This is a genomic window from Polyangium sp. y55x31, from assembly GCF_029946505.1.
Lineage (GTDB): Bacteria > Myxococcota_A > Polyangia > Polyangiales > Polyangiaceae > Polyangium.
Genome location: NZ_JARZHG010000001.1, coordinates 158,770 through 176,200, shown reverse-complemented (window position 1 = coordinate 176,200; position 17,431 = coordinate 158,770). Strand labels below are relative to the sequence as shown.

The window sequence follows — 17,431 nt, the reverse complement described above, 5'->3', positions numbered from 1 at the left end:
GGGCGGGACCCCATGACGACCGAGAATACGCAGCCGAAGCAACCCGCAAGGCAGGACAAGGACGAGCCCACGATCGAGGTGAAGCCTGATCCCAAGGCGGAAGCCAAGCCCGAGCCGCCGCCCAGCCCGAAGCCCTCCGCGGCGCCGCCGCTCGTGGGGCGCGCGGAGGCGATCATCCGGCGCAATGTCCTGTGGTCGCTCGGCGCCGGCGCGGTGCCCATTCCGTTCGCCGACGCGATCGCCGTGACGGGCGTTCAGATGAAGATGCTCTCCGAGCTCTCCGAGCTCTACGGAGTCGATTTCACCAAGGATATCGCGCAAAAGCTCGTGACGTCGCTCTTCTCGAGCCTGGGAGGGGTGACCATTGGCGCCTCGATCGGTTCGAGCGTGGCGAAGCTCATTCCGGGCGTGGGTACGGCGCTCGGGATCATCACCATCCCCATCCTCGCGGGCGCGTTCACGCTCGCGACGGGCAAGGTGTTCATGATGCATTTCGAGTCGGGCGGCACCCTGCTCAATTTCGACCCGGTCGCCATGCGCGCGTACTTCATGCGGGAGTTCGAGAAGGCCAAGGCGACGGTCGCGGAGGTGAGCGAGAAGGCGAAGACCGACAACGGGGCCTGAGCGAGCGGTTCACCCATGGATCTCACTCCCATCTTTCGCTTCGTGCTCCCAGCGCTGACGGTGTTCGCGGTAGGCCTCGTCGGAGGAACGCGCCGCATCGGCTTCCGGTGGGCGGTATTTCTCTCGGTGATCTTGACGCCGATCGGCGGTTTCATCGTGGCGCTGGCTTCGGGCCCCCGGCCCATTCCACTCGATCTCGGGCCTTGGACCACGCCGAATGCACGGCCCGCGACGACGAAGAGGCCTTGGTTCCGCTTCGGGCGATGACCTCGTAGGTGAGACCCGGAAATGACCATGTCCGACCAAGAGCCGCAGACACAAGAGCCCCCCGAGTCCGCCGACCCCGCCGCGGAGGGGCCCCCGGCCCTCGAGCGGGCAGCCGCCGTCGCGCAACATCGATTCCGGGTCTGGCTGCGGAACGTCCAGTTTACCGCATACACGACGCTGGTCATGGTGCTTCTGGCGCTCGGCTTCCTGTGGCCGCGCATCTTCATCGTCGTTCCCCCTGGGTGCCACGCGGTCATGTACCGATTTCTCGCGGGTGGCACGGTGACGAACCGCGTCTGGGGCGAAGGTTTGAACATCATTCCTCCATGGGACGCGCTGACCGTTTACGAGACGCGCCTGCAGCAGAGAAAGCTGAAGTTCGACGTCCTCAGCGAGGAGGGGCTCAACCTGGGGGTCGAGGTCTCGATCCGGTATCGACCGAACAAGGAAATGCTCGGGTTCCTGCATCAAGACATCGGCACGGAGTATTTCGAGCGCCTCATCCAGCCCGAGGTCGAGTCCCACGTCCGACGTACCTTCGGGAACAGGCCCGCCTACGAGATTTACGCGAGCTCGAGAGACGTGCTGCAAGAGCTCGGTCAGATCCCCGTCCTCGGCAGGCTCGAGGAGACAGGCGACGAGTTTTCCTCGCGCCCCTACGTCATCATTCAGGAGCTCAAGCTCGTCGATATCGAGCTGCCGGCCATCGTGGAAAGCGCGATCGCGGACAAGTACAAGCAGGAGCAGCTCATGCTCGAGTACCGATACAAACTCGAGCGCGAGGAGAAAGAAGCCGAGCGAAAACGCACCGAGGCGGCCGGAATCCGCGATTACAACATCATCGCGAGCAAAGTGAATCCGGACCTCCTGCGCTGGCGGAGCATCGAGGCCACGCTCGATCTGGCGAAGGCGCCCAACTCGAAGGTCGTCGTCCTCGGCGGAGGGCACGGCGCGCAGTTGCTCATGAACGTCGAGCCAGCGATTGAGGGGGGAGCACCCGCTGCGTCCGCTGCGTCCGCTGCGCCCGCGCCCCCGCAACCCGCGGGGCCGCCCAACCCCTGACACGCGGCCTTCACGCGCGTACGTTCATCAATTTCGGCCGGTTGCGTCTTCCCAGGTACGGATGAGCTCGTGCACGACCTCGCCGTCGAGGCGCGGCGGCTCGATGATCGGGTCCTCGAACGTGACGCCGTACCGCCGGAAGCGCAGGAATGGGTTCTGCGCGCTATGGTAGTCGCGGATGGAGAGCGCCGGGTCTGCCGGGCGGAACCCGTGCTCGATGGCCTTCTTTTGCATTTCGTCGCTGCGCAGGAAGGCGAGCCACTTCCCCGCGACGAGCCTCTGTGCTTCGGTGATCTCGTCGCCGAAGTCGAGGAACACGACCGGATGCTGCGTCATGATCGTCGGCTGCGGATAGAGGATCCGGGCGTCGGGAACGACGCTGGCGAACTCGTCGATCCGCGCGAGGACGTCGAACGTGAGGTGCTCGTACGTCACGACGGCGTCGTAACGCGACGAACCCACGTGGAAGAATGAATCGGTGAGGAGTTTGGTGGAGGCCGGCGGCGCATCGAGGCCGCCCTCGCACCGCTTGAGCCAACCGCCGAACGCCGACCTCTGCTCGCGCCAGGCTTGCAGGAAGCCCTCGGCGGACACCTCGTTCGAGACGGGACGCGAAGCTCCCGCGGTCGAGCGTGCATTTTTCTTGGCAATGTTCGTGTCGCCCGAACGAACCTTCGGCGGCAACACGTAATCGTAGGCCATCAGATAAAGGACCTCGAGCCCGGACGCGGCTCGCGTCGGTGAGGTGTGACCGAATTTGGCGCGCCCCCAGGACTTGATCTGATCCACGGTGGGGAAGGGCGAAGCGGACGTGGTCGTGACGTCCGGGGTCGTCTCAGCCTTGGGCGCGGGCGGGGGCTGCTTTTTCGGTGCAGGCAGGAGCGGCCCGTACCAGTCGATCCACGAGCCAGGCACCATGTCCTCGATGGGCATCCCCGACAGACCCTGCTGCATCGGGACGGCCGCGCACATGAGTTCTGCCCATTGCCCGTGCTCGCGCGTCCGCTTTGCCATGACGGCGTCCACGACCTGACGCCGATCATCCCAGATGAGCAAGACCAGAGGGGATTGGACCAGGGAGACCTGCTTCTCGATGTCGAAGAGCAGTTTGCCCTGGCTGTGTACCGTCTTCCAGCGGACGTCCAGGTACCGCAAGACGAGCTCGTCGGCGGGCGCCCACAACATGGGCCTTGCGCTTCCGTCGAGGATTGCATCGGCCGACTCGATGTCGCCCATGACCGAGAGCTTCACCTGGATGGTCGGGCAAAGCTTCGCGAAGCGATTGGCGGCTTGCTCCACCCACGCCCGCTTGTCGTCGCCGTAGAGCATGCTGATGACCACCGGGCGCCCGTCCTTGGTGGGTGGGCCACAGATATCGGTCTGCGTGCTCGTGGTCGTCTTGACGTCGACGATGAGCGCCGTCTCGGCGTGGATCAGGCGGCGTTGCTCCCGGATGAACCCATACGCAATGCTGCCGAGGAGCCACACCGCGAGCGCGAGGCCGCCCATCTCCTTCCACAGGCCAGGCACACTGCTCACGGATCGTTCGGCTCTACCAGGCGGTTTCGTCACGGTCTACTTGGATTGTAGCGTAATCTCTTCGGCGGGCAGGTCCCAGTAATCTGTGTAGGTCTTCTTCGAAGGTTCGACCTTCAAGCACGTCGGACCCAGGTCGTAGTGGATCATGCAGAGATGCACGTGCGTCGCGCCGTCACGCCGGGCCATCTCGCGCAGGCCATCGACCTGCTCGACGGTGCCCATGTTCTTGCCGGCGAGGCGATCCATGATCACGTCGAACGTCATCGTGAAGGGGTTTTGGACGATGCGCGTCGAGCCGCGCAGGTGTTTCTGGACGAGATCGAGGAGAAACGTCGGCGTCTTCGCGTCGCCAGGCGCTGCCGTCACGATCTGCGCGTGACCCCCATCCGTGAGGTGCGCGTCGAGGCCTACGAAGAGTTTTTCCAGGAAGTCGAGGCCGTACGGTCCGGCCGCCGAGTGATGGAAGTATTGCATGCCCGGCGGCGTCGGCTCGAACGGCGGGTTCGACATCACGTAATCGAAGCGCCTGCCCGCGACGGGCAGAAAGAGCCGTTCATCGCCGTCGACGATCGCGATCCTGTCCGCGACGCCGTTCATCATCGCATTGAAACCAGCGAAGATCTTCGCTCGCGGGTTGATCTCGAGCGCCGTCACGCGCCTCGCGCCCGCGCGCGCCGCGCCGATCGAGAGCACGCCCGAGCCGAGCCCGATCTCGAGCACCTCGGCGCCGCGAATCCGATCGCGTGCGAGCTCGTCCAGGAAGAATTGCTGCTCGGCGAAGAGGGGAAAGACCTGATCGATGGCCGGGTAATCGAGCCTGTCCGTGACGACGTGCAGGTCGTCGATCCGGTTCACGCGCTTGTCGGCGAGCGCCGCGCGTAGGGGGGATTCGAGCTCGTTCATGCCGGAGATCAACCCGATTTCGCGGGTGCGGGGATGACGCCGCTCTCGCGCAGGATTGTCGCCACCTCCGAGGCGACGCGCTCCCCGGAGCGAACCGCCCCTTCCATGAATCCATCGAACTCGGCAGAGGTATCCGAGCCGCCCCAGTGAATGCGGCCCACGGGCTGGCGCAGGGTGGAGCCATATTTGCTGAGGACTCCAGGCCTGAGCGGCGACGCACACCCGGTCGACCAGTCTTCTCCGAGCCAATCCATCTCCACGAAGTGAATGGCATCGAGCGCCTCTTCTCCGAAGAAGCTCACGAGGGATTGGGTGACGACCTCCTTGCGGCCCTCCACCGTGGCGGGCAGCTCCTCGCCCGCGCCGAAGGCCACGAGGACGCCTGGCGTGCCGGACGCCGGCGTGCTGTCGAAGATGAAATCCACGACGACCCCATCCCCGACCGCCGTGCCGTTGAGCCTGCTATTGCGCCAAAATGGCGTCTTGTACACGATGTGCGCCTTGTAATCCGGCGAGCCCGTCCAATTTTCGATGAGGCCCGCCTTGCGCTCGGGCAGCTCGGGCTCGAACTCGATGCGTCGAGCGTCCGCCGGCATCATCGCGACGATCACGCGACCACACTCGATCGACAGGCGCTCCGTCTCGACGCGCACGGGGCCTGCCGGATCATCCACGATGCGCGTCACGGGCGACGCGAGCATCACCCGGTCCCCGAGCGCCTCCGCCATCTTCACGGACAGCATCTGCGAGCCGCCGCTGAACGTGACATCCTGGCTGTCCGAAATGGCCATCAAACGCTCGAGCCCGCCGACGGACTTGACGGCCGCGACGAACCGCAGGAGCGAGATGTCGTGCGGCTGGCAGCCGAACGTGAAGTCGATGGCAAGCTCGATATCGCGCCTGCCCCAGACCGTCGACGAGTTGTCCGTGAGCCAGTTGAACATCGAGATTTGATCATACTCGGCCGCGCGTGGCGCGTCCCACGGAGCGCCCATCGGGAACTCGGCCGCCATCGCCTCGAGTTTGTCCCGTAGCTGCCGCAGCTCCCGCGCCTCGGCGCGCGTGAAGAGCCGGCTCGTCCCGGCCACGCGGACACCCTCGAAGAGGAACACGGGGTTTCCCTTGGCCTCCGCCGCGTCCACGGTGCCGACGCCGAGCTCCTCTGCGAGCGCCAGGATTCGCGTGTGCTTCGGGCTGACCCAGGACCCTCCGCCGTCGACCATCACGCCTTCGCTGACCTCCTGGCTGATGGTCAAACCTCCGACCCGATTCCGGGCTTCGAGCACGACGACGGAGCCGACACCTGCTTTCAGCAGCTCGCGCGCGGCGACGAGCCCTGACAAACCGGCGCCGACCACGACGACGTCCGCCTTCCTCTTCTCGAGCGGGGCGGAAGATCGACCGCAACCGCCGCGTCCACAACCGAGGAGGAGGCTGCCTCCAATCCCGGCCGCGCCACGGAGGAGCGCCCTTCGCGTGAGGGGGGGACGTAACCTCATGTGCCGCTGCACGTCACGCCTCGCCTTCTCTTCAAACCCACGGATTCGTTCCTGTCCCCTTGACCCCGAGGAGCTTCACGAGCTTCGCGATGCTCCGCAGCAAATAGAGCGACAGGATGATGATGAGGATCCACACGCCGGGAGCGAATTGCGGCATCGAGCCGAAGACGTCCCGCAGCGGGAGCGCCGAGATGGCCTTCCTGCCCACGTCGTGTTGCTTCGTCAAGTACCTCGCGACGACGAACACCGTCGCGATGAGGCCGATGTTCAACAGGGTGGTGAACGCGGCCTTTGCAACCGCGGCGGCTTTCGAAAGTTGTGCCTGGAAGCTCATCGCGCGCTTGCGGATGAGCTCGCCCTGGAAGATGAGGTTTTCGCCGAGGTTCGCGGGGAGGCGCATCAGGTCGTTGATGGACCCGGCCAGCGCTTGCCTGCTCTGATTCGAGGCCATGAACTTGAGCATGTACCGCTGCTCGCGTGCGAAATGCTTCCGCGCGAGCTTGAACCAGTCGGCCTCGGGGATGAGGTACTTGAGGGAGGCGTCGAGCGCGGCGCCGCTGCGCATGACGCGCAGAGAGGTCCAGATGGGCGGCAATTGATACTTGCCGAAGATCGCGGTCAACCTCGAGACCCCTCCCAGCAACGATCGCTGCTCGTAGGGGATGCCTTTGACGTCCGAGATGGCCTCCCAGGTCTCCAGCTCCCTCACGACCTCCTTGCGCATCGCCTCGATGTCGATGTTCGGGATGCCCGCGAGCATCGTCAGATAAATGTCCACGTACTTCGAGAAATCCCGCGCGGCGAGGGTCCTGAGCGAGAGCACGTACTTCGAGAGCCAGCCCTTGTCGAGGACGGCGATGGAGCCGAAATCGATGAGCGCGATCCGGTTGTTCCGCAACATCATGATGTTGCCCGGATGAAGGTCGCCGTGGGACAGGTTGTCGGTAAGGAGCTGCTTCAAATAGCTGAGATAAAGTCGTTCACCCAGTTTCTTGGGCCTGATGTTGTTCTCTCTGCGCCACCTCTTGGCTTTTTTCGGATCGTTGACGAGTGCCTCGATGTAATCGGACATGAGCACGCCGTCGACGAACTCCATCACGAGGATGCGCTTCGTGCAGTATTGCGAAAACGCCTTCGGGGCGTAGACCTTGGCTTGCCGCAGGGTGCGCCGCATACGGCGCATCGCGCCGGCTTCCATGCGGTAATCGAGCTCGTCCGCGAGCGTGCCCTCGAGCTTCTGGTACATCTCGTCGAGGTTCATCCACGACAAGGAGGGGAACCAGCGAAGCAAGCTCAGGTATCCCGCGATGATGGCGAGGTCCTTCTTCAGCGACTCCGCAATGGAAGGCCGCTGGACCTTGATCGCCACCTTGGTGTTCGTCTCCCGCAGGCGCGCGACGTGGACCTGGCCGATCGAAGCCGCGGCAATGGGGACGACGTCGAACTCCCGGAACACCTCGTCGACGGGGCAGCCGATCTCTTCCTCGATGATCTGGCGCGCGACGTCGCCGGAGAATCCGGTCGCCCGATCATGGAGCTTGGAGAGCTCGTCGCAGAACACCTTCGGGAAGACGTCCCTGCGCATCGCCATGATCTGAGCAGCCTTGATCCAGAGGCCGCCCAGCCGCTCCATGTCCGTTCGGACCATGACGGCGAGGCGGAGCGGCGTGTACTTGCCGCCGGGGCCATGCGGAGCCCGAAGCCGCGCCATCAGCCTGTGCCAGATCACCTTCCAGACCATCAACATGGTGAAGCCGAGGCGCCATGAACGTACCGGCTCGAGCGGACGCCTCGTAACACCCTTGCGTACGACGAGGGGAGTTGGAATGAGCTTCTTCTTCAGCATGGCGATCAGGCAATAAGAATGTCGTCGAGCACGAAGACGACCGGGAGCTGACCCGAGAATCGGTCAGCCCCCGGCCTTTACGCGAAATCGATGGTCAACCGAGTCCCCACATCTTGCCGATCTTCGCGCGCTTCTTCTCGCGAACGATGATCACGACCGGCTGGGCATCGGAGGGGATCGCCTTGGCCGCCCTCCCGTCGTCGAGGACCTCCATGATGCGATCCATCAGCCGGTTCGGCTTGCCCTTGCGGAGCTTGCGAACGAGCTTTCGCTTCTTCTTCCCCAGGTCGATGATGATGGGCTCCTGCGTCGCTGCTGCAGCGGCCGCGGGTGCGGCCGCTCCGGCGGCTGCGGATGACTTCGTCGATGCAGTTTCGGTGGCCATGGTAAATCCGTCGCTTTCCTCGATCGGGTCGCCCCGATCGTCTTCGAATCAGAACAACGTGCTCAACTTGAAGCGCTTCCGGCCCTTCCGGCCGGCAGTGAACATGTTCTTCGACAGGTCCTTCAACCAGCCGTTCTTCTTCTTCCGGTTCGAACGCTTGTGCCGGTCGAGGTACTGATCCAGGACCGCGCGGTTGGCCAGCGCGCTGCGCCGGGTGATCTTCTCGAAGAGCCTGGAGCTCCTCGAGAGCTTCCTCCGCTTCGACTTCTTTCCTTTGATGACGATCGGGCCCGTCGATACCCTCGCGGTCCCCGTGGCCCCCGCGGCCTGCGCGGCCTGCGGAATCACGATTCGCTTGATCCCTTTGATTCTTCTGATGTCCATGCTGCCTCCGACAGGGGTACTCCTCGATTGACGAAAAGTGCCCGCCCAAGAATGATCTTCATCAGAATCGCACCGAGGGGCGTTCGCCCCATCGGGGTGATGCGAGCCGGCTCTTGCGAGCCGACCCCTCCCCGCATCTATCATGCTCGATGAACCGGTGCTTCTCTGTTAAAAATCTTGCAGTACATCAACTCGTATCAGTAACGGCGCGTCACGTCCAGCGTAATCCCGGTTCTGGTGTGCAAGATTACGCAAAATGGCAATCCTTGGTTATTTTGATGGTTCTAGGTGGCGAATTCCTGCTTGTTCACGTGCGAGACGCGAGATCGCCGTCGCGGGGCCCGGCGCGCCGCTCCGCTGGCTGACCCTCCCGCGTGGAGGAGCGCGGCCGCGCCGGGCGTGAACACGCTCGGCGCGGCGTGGTTTGCCAATAAGAACCGCCGAGGCACACACAGGTGGGCGCGCATGTCAAGGCGAACGTGATGGACGCGCGCGACGCTCGTCCGGATACACTGGAGGACATTGGCGACGCGGCTTCTCCCATTCAACGAGCTTTGTGTGCGCCGCGGGCGTCGTCGAAAGCCTCTTGCACACGAGAGGTGTAGCGTGCTACAGCACGGTGCCCTTGCTCTCTATTAGGCTTTGGAGCGGGTGAGAGTGACCGACGCCGGTGGGCCGGTCTTACATCGATCATGGATAAGGATACCGGTCTCGGTGCGAGCGTGAAAGCGCCCGCGTCCTCGAATCAAGAATCATTGTGCGTGTGGCTCCAGGTGGAAGTGGGGCGATTGCTCGGCCTGTCGCCCGACGCCATTGGAAGGGAACGGCGCTTCCGCGAGCTCGGGCTCGAGTCCGCGCCGTTGACGGCCCTCGTGGCTCGCCTGTCGTCGCACATCGGGCGCCCGCTCCTCCCCACGGCGGCGTGGGAATATCCGACAATCGAGGCGCTGTCGCGATATGCCGCGACGTCGTTCTCGGCGGGGGCCGTCGTGCCCGCTCGCCTGGACGAAAAGCCTGCGGAGCCCACGCACGCGGAGCTCAACGAGCCGATTGCCATCATCGGTATGGCCTGCCGTCTGCCCGGCGGCGTGTCCTCGCCGGCCGAGCTCTGGAAGCTCTTGCGGGAGGGACGGCACGGCATCCGGGAGGTCCCGCCGGAGCGGTGGGATATCGAGGCGTTCTTCGACGAGGACCTCAAGAAGCCCGGCAAGATGAGCACGCGCTGGGGCGGCTTCGTCGACGGAATCGAACAATTCGACGCGCCGTTCTTCAGCATTTCTCGCCGCGAAGGCGAGCACATGGATCCGCAGCAGCGCATCGTGCTGGAGCTGGCCTGGGAGGCCATCGAGGACGCGCGGATGGATCCCGCCGCCTTGTGCGGGCGCGCGATCGGCGTGTTCGTTGGAGCCATGTGGAGCGATTATGCGAGGCTCACGAACGGCAATCCGGAGGTCATCGAGCAGCATACCGCGACGGGGCAGGACACGTCGATCATCTCGGCCCGCGTGAGTTATACGCTCGGGCTCGAGGGGCCGAGCTTGACGGTGAACACGGCGTGCTCCTCCTCGCTCATGGCGATCCATCTCGCGTGCCAGAGCCTGCGGCTCGGCGAGTCGACGATGGCCCTCGCGGGCGGCGTTCACATCATTTCGTCACCGCACAGCACGGTCGCGATGACGAAGCTCGGCGCGATGAACCCCGCGGGGCAATGTCGTGCATTCGACGCGGATGCCAACGGCTACGTTCGCGGAGAAGGCGGCGGGCTCCTCCTTTTGAAGCCGCTTCGCCAGGCCATCGCGGACGGCGATCCGATCTATTGCGTCATTCGCGGGAGCGCGACGAACAACGACGGGTTCTCCAACGGCCTCACGGCGCCGAACCCGAAGGCGCAGGAAGCGATGCTCCGCCGCGCGCTCGTCGAGGCGGGCGTGGACGCCGAGTCGATCGATTACATCGAGACACACGGCCCGGGCACGATCCTCGGCGATCCGATCGAAGCTGGGGCCATCGGCGCGATCCTGGGCGCGAGCCGCCCCGCGGATCGACCGGTTCGCATCGGATCGATCAAGACGAACTTCGGGCACCTCGAGGCTGCTGCGGGCGTCGCGGGGCTCATGAAGGTTGCGCTTTCGCTCCGCAACCGGATGTTGCCGCCGAGCCTGAACTACGAGCGGCCGAATCCCCACATTCCCTTCGACGCGCTCCGTGTCGCCGTGCAGACCAAGCTCGAAGCCTGGCCTCGGCATGAAGCGATTCCTCGTGCGGGCGTGAGCTCGTTCGGTTTCGGGGGCACGAACTGTCACGCCATCCTCGAGGCGGCGCCCGGGAGCAATGGTCTCCTGCTCGCGCTCGCTGCCCATGACGCGCGGTCCCTCCGGCGCAGCGTCCTCGACGCGCTCGATTGTGCGAGCCAGCTCGTCAGCTTCGCCGAAGTGGAGGGCCTCTGCCGCAGCGTGACGGAGCGCGGCCCGCGCGGTGCCTACCGCGGGGCCGTCGCGGCGAGCTCGCGCGAGGAGCTCGTCACGGGGTTGTCGAACCTGCTTTCCGAGGGGCTCGGCGCGAAAGAGCCCGCGGCGCCGCGTCCGCGGCTCGTATTCGTTTGTCCTGGGCACGGTGGGCAATGGGTGGGCATGGCCCGATCTCTCGTCGCGACGGAGCCCGTGTTCCGCGCTGAAATCGAGGCTTGTGATCGAGCGCTCTCCGCGCATCGAGGCTTCACCATCCTCGGGGAGCTCCTCGCGAACGAGGCGGACTCACGCCTCGACGCGCCGGAGGTCGTCCAGGCCGTGATGTTCGGCGTATCCGTCGCGCTCGCGGCGTTGTGGCGTTCCTGGGGCATCGAGCCCGATGTCGTCGTGGGCCATAGCATGGGCGAGGTGACGGCCGCGTACCTGGCCGGCGTGCTCTCGCTCGACGACGCCGTGCGCGTGATCGCCGAGCGAAGCCGATGGATTGGCACGGTCGCCGGGCGGGGTGGGGTGCTCTCCGTCGTCCTTCCGGCGGATCAAACGCTCGAGGCGGTCCTGAGAGACGCGGAGGGGCTCGCGCTGGCGGCCGTGAATGGGCCGCGGTCGGTCGCGCTCTCCGGCGCGATCGAGGACCTCGAACGGGCGGAGGCGCGCCTTTCTGCACGAGGCATCGTGTGCCAGCGCGTGAAAATGGGGTTTGCGGCGCACGGTCCGCAAATGGACCCGCTGCTCGATCCGCTCCGCGCGAGCCTGGTCGGGATCATGCCCCACGCGGCGAGGGTGCGGTTCCGCTCGACCGCGCTCGATGGGTGGCTCGACGGCGCGGAGTGCTCGCCCGAATATTGGGCGAAAAACCTGAGGAACACGGTCCTCTTCGAGAGAGCCATTGCGGCCATTGCCTCGGAAGGCCCGGCCGTATTCCTCGAGCTCGGGCCGCACCCGGTGCTGCTCAAGCCGATCGAGCGGACCATTCAATCGATCGAGGCGCGCGCGTCGGCGCTCCCGTCCTGCTTCCGGTACGAGGACGAGCGTGCGAGCCTGCTGAAGAGCCTCGGCGCGCTGTTCCAGGCAGGCTTCGATCCGCGCTTCTCCGAGGTATTCCGACATGCGCGGGGCCTCGACGTGCTCCGACCGGATCTCGCCGAGACGCTCGGGGCCCTTCAGAACAAGGCGCTCGACGCGCGCGCTCCGGCGGCGCCGACACCGCCCATCCCCCTCGTGCTTTCCGGCAAGACCGAGCCGGCGTTGCGCGCGCAGGCCGCTCGGCTGTTTTCGCACCTGTCGTCGCACGCGGAGCTCGATCTCCGAGACGTGGCCCATTCCCTGGCCACGACGCGCACGCATTTCGAGCGCCGCGCGGTGGTCGTCGCGCGCGAGCGCGAGGCGGCGCTCGACGCGCTCCAGGCGCTGTCGAACGGGCAGCGCGTCGAGGAGGTCGTCGAGGGCCGAACGAAGCCGCTCGGAAAGGTCGTCTTCGTATTCCCGGGTCAGGGCTCGCAATGGGTGGGGATGGCGCTCCCGCTCCTCGAGAGCTCGGCGGTCTTTCGCGCGCAGATGGAGCAGTGCGAGCGCGCCCTCGCGCCGCATACGGATTTCTCGATCCTTTCGGTCCTGCGCGCCGAGCCGGGGGCGCCGACGCTCGATCGGCTGGACGTGGTGCAGCCCGTCCTTTTCGCGATGATGGTGTCGCTCGCCGCGCTCTGGCGCTCGCTCGGGGTCGAGCCGGACGCCGTCGTGGGCCATAGCCAGGGAGAGATCGCGGCGGCGTACGTGTCCGGCGCGCTGTCGCTCGAGGACGCGGCGCGGGTCGTCGGGCGTCGCAGCCGCGCGCTCACGAGGTTTCTGGGCACCGGCGCGATGGCGACGACGGAGCTTTCGCGCGAGGAGCTCTCGCAGAGGCTCGCCCGCTTCGGCGGTCGGATCGAGGTGGCGGCCGTCAATGGGCCGAGGGCGACCTCGGTGTCCGGCGATCCCGACGCCGTCGAGGAGCTCGTGCGTGAGCTCTCGGACGAGCAGATCTTCGTGCGAAAGCTCCACTTCAACGTGGCGACCCATTACGCGCAAATGGAGGTGATGCAGGGCGAGCTCTCGCAGATCCTCGGAGGGCTCGCCCCGAAGACGCCGAGCATCTCGTTCTATTCGACGGTCACCGGCGACAAGCTCGAGGGGCCGGCGCTCGACGAGGAATACTGGTACCAGAATCTCCGGAAGATGGTCCGGTTCGCGGACGCCACGGAGCGGCTGATCGCGGACGGCCACCGCGTCTTCATCGAGGTGAATCCCCACCCGCTGCTCGCCATCCCGCTGCAGGCGAATCTGGAAGCCGCGGGTGTATCCGGCCTGATCGTGAACACGTTGCGGCGCGAGCATGGCACGCTTGCGCGCGTGCTGTCGTCGTGGGCCGAGCTCTTCACGAGCGGCGTCGCGCTCCAGCATGCCAGGATGTTCCGCGGCGCGCAGCGGGCGCCGCTGCCGACGTATCCATTCCAGCGGGAGCGATACTGGCTGAACGTGCCGAGCGCGAGGAGCACGGCGGTCGCTCGCGCGGGCGCGACGTTGGGTCATCCGCTTCTCGGGGCGCCGTTCCGCATGTCCGTGCCGAAGGGTACGGTCTTCTGGGAGCAGGAGTTGTCGTCCGAGGCGCTCCCCTGGCTGCGCGACCATTGCGTGGAGGAGAGCTGCGTCTTCCCGGGCGCGGGGTACGTCGAGATGGGGCTCGCCGCGGCGCGGGAGGTGCTCCGTGATCGGGGCGTTTCGATCGAGGAAATCGAGCTCCGGCAGGCGCTCGTCTTGACGGACGCCACGCCGGCGCTCGTCCAGATCACGCTGGAGGAGGCGGGCCCGTCGAATTTCCGGCTGAGCATCGCCGAGCGGCAAGGCTCGGCGGGGCCCGAGGCGGAGCCGTGGCGAGAGCTGGTTTCGGCGCGCGTCGGGCCGGCGCCTGAAAACGAGGGTGCGGGCGACGGCGCCCCGCGGCTCGACGAGGCGAGGGCGCGCTGCGTCCGCGAGCGGTCGGTCGACGCGCATTACGAGAGCTTTTCGGAGAGGGGTCATCGTTATGGCCCCGCATTCCGCGGCCTGCGGCGGCTCTTCCGCGACGCCGAGGGCAGGCATGCGCTCGGGCAGGTCGCGCTGCCCGACGCCGCCTCGGGGGCCAGCGCTTTCCTGATCCACCCCGCGCTGCTCGATGCATGCATTCATGTGCTGTTCGCCGCCGAGCCAGCGGACGCGCCCGTCCCCGCGGGGCCCCTCGTGCCCGTGAAGATCGATCGGGTGCACGGGTTTCGCCCGGCGTCGAAGCGTGAGCTCGTGTGGTGCGAGGCGACGGTCTCCGCGCGCCGTGGGGCGCCCGGGATCGTCGCCGACCTCTGTATCTGGGAGGAGAGCGGCGCGCTCGTCGGGCGCATCGATGGATTGCACCTCGAGCCCCTCGGGCGCGGCGCGACCGCGCGGGTGGAGCCGTGGTCGAAATGGCTGCTCGGCGTCGCGTGGCGAGGTTTCGAGGAGGCTCCGCGGCCTCCTGCGAAAGCCGCGCCGGGGCGCTGGCTCGTGCTTTCGGACCAGAAGGAATTCGCGGACGCGATCGCCGCCGAGCTCGCGTCGGCGGGAGGTGACGTGGAGGTCGTGCTCGGCCGCTCCGACGATCGCAAAGGCGGGATCGATCCGCTCGATCGTCACGCCGTGGAGCGAACGATCGCGGATTCCCTTCGCGCGCCTTCGCCGCTCCGTGGCGTGATCTGCGCGTGGGGACTCGACGCGCCCGCGATCGACGAGCCTTTGGCGGATCCGCTCGCCGAGGCAGGCCAGCGGGGTTTTGCCGGGGCGCTGCACGTCGCGCAATCGCTCGCCGCGCGCCCGCTCCGGGATCCGCCCCGGCTCGTGCTCGTGACGCAGCGATCCCAATCGGTCCACGACGCCACGCGCGTTTGCCCCGAGCAGGCGCTTGCATGGGGGCTCGGCGGGACGATCCGGATGGAGCACCCGAACCTGCGCCCGCTCCGCGTGGACATCGGCGATCCCGGGAGCCCCGTGGAGGTGCAATCTCTGATTTCGCTTCTGCTGTCGGACACGGACGAGGATCAGATCGCGCTGCGCGGCTCGGCCCGTTACGTGGCTCGGCTGGAGCATGCGCCCCTGCCGGAGACGAGCCCCGCGCGCGTGGAGCCTGCCGGCGATCGGCCGTATCGCCTCGCGAACGACCGTCCTGGGGTGCTCGACGGGATTCACCTCGCGCCTTTCGAGCGGACGCCGCCGGGGGAGCGAGAGGTCGAGATTGAGGTCGAGGTCGCGGGGATCAATTTCCGCGATGTCCTCTCGGTGCTCGGCGAGATCCCCGCGGTGGAGGGGCGCAGGACGAACATGGGGCTCGAATGCGTCGGGAGGGTCGCGCGGCTCGGTCCGGGCGTCACGGGGCTCCACGAAGGGCAACGCGTGATCGCCGTGGGCTTCTCGGGCTTTGCGACGCACGTGCTCTCCTCCGCCGTATTGACCTTCCCGCTGCCCGAGGACCTCGCGGCCGAGGACGCGGTCACGCTCCCCATTGCGCACTTGACGGCCTACCATTCGCTCTGCCGTGTCGCCAAGCTCCGGGCAGGCGAGCGTGTGCTCATCCATTCGGCCGCGGGCGGCGTCGGAATGGCGGCGCTCGCGTGGGCCCGTCACGCAGGCGCCGAGATCATCGCCACGGCGGGCACCGAGGAAAAATGCGCGTGGCTGCGCTCGCAGGGAGTCCGTTTCGTCACGGATTCTCGCTCGGATCGTTTCGTGGAGGACGTGCTGCGGTTCACGGGGGGCGAGGGCGTGGACGTCGTCCTCAATTCGCTCGGTGGACCATTCCTGGAGAAGAGCCTCGATCTCTTGCGTGAAGGGGGCCGCTTCGTCGAGCTCGGCAGGCGGGACTACCAGGCGAATCATCGAATCGGCTTGAAGCCGTTTCTGAAGGGGCTCACGTTCTCGTTCGTCGATCTCGGGACGATGATCGACAGGCGCCCGGAGCTCGTTCGCGAGCTCTTCCTGGAGATCCTCGAACATGTCCGCAGGGGCGAGATCCGGCCGCTTCCCCATCGAACGTTCCCGCTGTCCCGCGCGCAAGAAGCGTTCTGGGAGATGCGCGGCGGCAAGCATACGGGCAAGCTCGTCCTGCGGGTCGACGAATCCACGAAGCCGACCGTGAAGGTGACGGGGGACGCGCAGGCGACGCTGTTGAAAAAGACAGGCAGTTACCTCATCACGGGCGGCCTCGGCGGGCTCGGGCTGTCGCTCGCTTCGTGGATGGCCGAACGAGGGGCGGGTCACCTCGTGCTCGTCGGTCGACGCGGCCCGCAAAACGACGCGCAACGCGAGGCCATCGAAGCGATGCGGCGCCTTGGGGCCGAGGTGACGGTGGCGCAGGTCGACGTGTCGGACCGCGCGGCGCTCGCGGCTGTCGTTGCGTCCCTGCCCGCAGCCTTCCCCTTGAAGGGCGTGGTGCACGCAGCCATGGTGCTCGACGATGGGATGATCCCCGATCAATCCATCACGCGCGCTCGCGGCGTGTTCGGCCCGAAGGTCGCCGGCGCGGTCCACCTCGACGCGCTCACGCGAGACATGAAGCTCGATTTCTTCGTGCTTTACAGCTCGGCGATGACGCTCCTCGGCAGCCCCGGTCAGGCGAATTATACCGCCGCCAATGCGTTCCTCGATGCGCTCGCGCATCATCGCCGGAGCCTCGGCTTGCCGACATCGTCCATCGCCTGGGGGCCTTTCGCGGGGATCGGGCTCGCCGCCGCGTCCGACAATCGCGGAGCGCGGCTCGAAGGCCGCGGGCTCGGCCTCATCGACGCGCGCGCGGGTCACGCCATCTTCGCGCGGGTCGCGGCGGCCGGGATCCCGCACGTGGCTCCGTGCCCGATCGACGTGCGCCAATGGGCCGATTTTTATCCGACCGCGGTCGGATGGCCCTATCTCGGTGCGCTCTTCGCGGACAGCACCCGAACGGATTCGCGCGCCTCGGATCTGGACCTCGTCGGATCGATTCGCGGCGCGGAGCCCGAAAAAGCCCGCCTGCTCGTCTGCGCCCATGTCCTCGAGCACGTCGGGCACGTGCTCCGCATGGACCCGGCCAAGCTGGATCCGAGCACGCCCTTCCGCGCGCTCGGCGTCGATAGCCTCATCGGCCTGGAGCTCAGAAATCGGCTGGAAGCGAGCACCGGCCAATCCATGCCCGCCACGATCGTGTGGACGTATCCGACGGCGAATGCATTGACCGAGTTCCTGCTCGGGCGGCTCCGCCCAGCTCCCGCTCCGGAGCCACGCCGCGAGGCGACACCCGTCGCAGCCGCCATCGTGGACAAACCCGCCGCAGCGCCTGCCGTGAACGGCTCGTCCATCGAAGATGCGCTCCGGCGGGAGCTCGAGGAGCTCGAGGAGGTCGTTGGTGGCTGATCAGGCTGGTCCGGGGGTATTGGACCCCCAG

The 17,431-nt window shown here is 66.5% G+C and carries 10 protein-coding genes; 4 read left to right on the top strand and 6 right to left on the bottom strand.

Annotated elements, in window-relative coordinates:
* The first annotated feature begins 12 nt into the window (after positions 1-12).
* The 3 genes from QHF84_RS00480 to QHF84_RS00470 are packed head-to-tail and all read left to right on the top strand — an operon-like array spanning position 13 to position 1,953.
* Positions 13-624 (top strand): DUF697 domain-containing protein, encoded by a 612-nt coding sequence (locus QHF84_RS00480; protein WP_281311123.1) that lies wholly within the window; start codon positions 13-15, stop codon positions 622-624.
* Between the two features lie 15 nt (positions 625-639).
* Positions 640-891 carry a hypothetical protein gene (locus QHF84_RS00475; protein ID WP_281311122.1) on the top strand — a complete coding sequence of 84 codons (252 nt, stop codon included), beginning with the start codon at positions 640-642 and terminating at the stop codon, positions 889-891.
* A 27-nt stretch (positions 892-918) separates the two neighbouring features.
* Complete coding sequence (locus QHF84_RS00470; protein WP_281311121.1) at positions 919-1,953, top strand: prohibitin family protein; 1,035 nt, start codon at positions 919-921, stop codon at positions 1,951-1,953.
* A gap of 27 nt (positions 1,954-1,980) precedes the next feature.
* Here QHF84_RS00470 and QHF84_RS00465 read toward each other — a convergent pair whose 3' ends face one another.
* The 6 genes from QHF84_RS00465 to QHF84_RS00440 all read right to left on the bottom strand — a co-directional run bounded on the left by QHF84_RS00465 (position 1,981) and on the right by QHF84_RS00440 (position 8,509).
* Positions 1,981-3,492, bottom strand: a complete 1,512-nt coding sequence (locus QHF84_RS00465) for a substrate-binding domain-containing protein (RefSeq protein ID WP_281311120.1) — start codon at positions 3,490-3,492, stop codon at positions 1,981-1,983.
* A gap of 36 nt (positions 3,493-3,528) precedes the next feature.
* A complete protein-coding gene (locus QHF84_RS00460; protein WP_281311119.1) occupies positions 3,529-4,395 on the bottom strand; it encodes a 50S ribosomal protein L11 methyltransferase in 867 nt (288 codons plus the stop codon).
* Between the two features lie 8 nt (positions 4,396-4,403).
* The gene (locus QHF84_RS00455; RefSeq protein WP_281311118.1) at positions 4,404-5,894 is read right to left on the bottom strand and encodes an FAD-dependent oxidoreductase; all 1,491 of its coding nucleotides are present in this window, start codon (positions 5,892-5,894) and stop codon (positions 4,404-4,406) included.
* Between the two features lie 31 nt (positions 5,895-5,925).
* Positions 5,926-7,641, bottom strand: a complete 1,716-nt coding sequence (locus QHF84_RS00450; RefSeq protein WP_281311117.1) for an AarF/UbiB family protein — start codon at positions 7,639-7,641, stop codon at positions 5,926-5,928.
* 193 nt (positions 7,642-7,834) lie between these two features.
* Positions 7,835-8,125, bottom strand: coding sequence for a hypothetical protein (locus QHF84_RS00445; RefSeq protein WP_281311116.1), 291 nt, complete (start codon positions 8,123-8,125; stop codon positions 7,835-7,837).
* Between the two features lie 48 nt (positions 8,126-8,173).
* Complete coding sequence (locus tag QHF84_RS00440) at positions 8,174-8,509, bottom strand: hypothetical protein (RefSeq protein ID WP_281311115.1); 336 nt, start codon at positions 8,507-8,509, stop codon at positions 8,174-8,176.
* Between the two features lie 761 nt (positions 8,510-9,270).
* Between QHF84_RS00440 and QHF84_RS00435 the strand changes: the two genes are divergently transcribed.
* Entirely contained in the window at positions 9,271-17,400 is an 8,130-nt protein-coding gene (locus tag QHF84_RS00435) for a type I polyketide synthase (RefSeq protein WP_281311114.1), read from the top strand.
* The last annotated feature ends 31 nt before the right edge of the window (positions 17,401-17,431 follow it).